Raw genomic sequence first — 1,298 nt, forward strand, 5'->3', positions numbered from 1 at the left:
CCCGTGACTCAGGCGATCCTCGGGCTCGGCGACACCGCTGCCTACGAGGTGCAGCGGCTCGCGGTCGTGCGTGGCGACCTCGCGCCCGAGTACCGGCCCGACCAGATGTCGCCGGTGTTCCGCACGAACGGGACCACGATGCCCGACACGGACAGCTATAGGGCCCATGCCGCCTCGAAATTCCGGGAGTGGCGTCTGGAGGTCCGGGGCCTCGTGGGTCAGCCCCTCAGCCTGTCGCTCGATCAGCTGCGGGCCATGCCGTCCCGCACGCAGATCACCCGTCATGATTGCGTGGAGGGGTGGAGCGCCATCGGACAGTGGACGGGCGTACCGCTGCGCCTCCTGCTTGAACAAGCCCGCCTACTGCCTTCGGCCCGCTACGTCGTGCTTCGTTGCGCCGACAACTACGACGGCACCCCTTATTACGAAAGCCTGGATATCCCTGGCGCGATCCATCCGCAAACGATCTTGGCCTGGGGCATGAACGGGAAGGATCTGTCGGTTGGTCATGGCGCTCCCCTGCGGCTGCGGGTGGAGCGCCAGCTCGGCTACAAACAGGCGAAATACGTGATGGCCGTCGAAGCCGTCACCAGCCTGCTCGAGATCGGCTCGGGCAAGGGGGGGTATTGGGAGGATAGCGCCGGCTACCAGTGGTTCGGGGGCATCTGAGCGGATTCGGCAGGCGGCCGCGAAATATTCGCGACCGCGGCGTAACCAGAAGGGACTCCGTTCGAAGAGGTGCTGAGGAAGACAGTGGAGCATCCCGGCTCCATCATCCTGAGGGCGTCGATGCTCGACGTCATGCGGGCGCAGCCGGATGCCTACGTAGCCCAGGACCGCCTCCGTGCGTGCAAGCATCGATCTGGAAGCCGGGATGGCGGACTGCCCCGTCTTCCCATTACCGGAAACCGAAGCGATCGAACGCCTGACGGCGGACCTTCGACGGACGTCTGCCGTTTTCGACGCCCTGATCGTCCGGTACGGCGAGCTTCACCTGGCGTTCCGGCACTTCGGGCTCGCCCTCTGGGGCAGCGGCAATCTCGACGGAGCCGCTCAACTGTTCTCCATGGCACTGCGGATCTCCTCGTCCGACGCTGCATTATGGCGCGACCTCGCCCACGTGCTGCAAGCCGTGGGCAGGCAAGAGGCGGCGATGGCCTGCGTCCTCCGATCGTTATGGATTGATCTGCGATCGGCTGCGTCATGGCTCCTGTTCGGAAACCTCACCCAGGTGAGCGCGCCGACGGATGCCGAGCTCGCATTCCGTAGGGCGGTCGACCTCCAGCCTGACCTTGCCC

General features: G+C 65.7%; 1 protein-coding gene and 1 pseudogene. Both read left to right on the plus strand.

Features of this window, described 5'->3' with window-relative positions:
• Positions 1 to 669: molybdopterin-binding protein (locus M8523_RS36150; RefSeq protein ID WP_282589620.1), on the plus strand; the 669-nt coding region annotated here is incomplete at its 5' end.
• A 175-nt stretch (positions 670 to 844) separates the two neighbouring features.
• Positions 845 to 1,298, plus strand: a pseudogene (locus M8523_RS36155) (tetratricopeptide repeat protein); the annotation flags it as partial.

Origin of the sequence: Lichenifustis flavocetrariae (assembly GCF_026130545.1) — a bacterium.
Lineage (GTDB): Bacteria > Pseudomonadota > Alphaproteobacteria > Rhizobiales > Beijerinckiaceae > Lichenihabitans > Lichenihabitans flavocetrariae.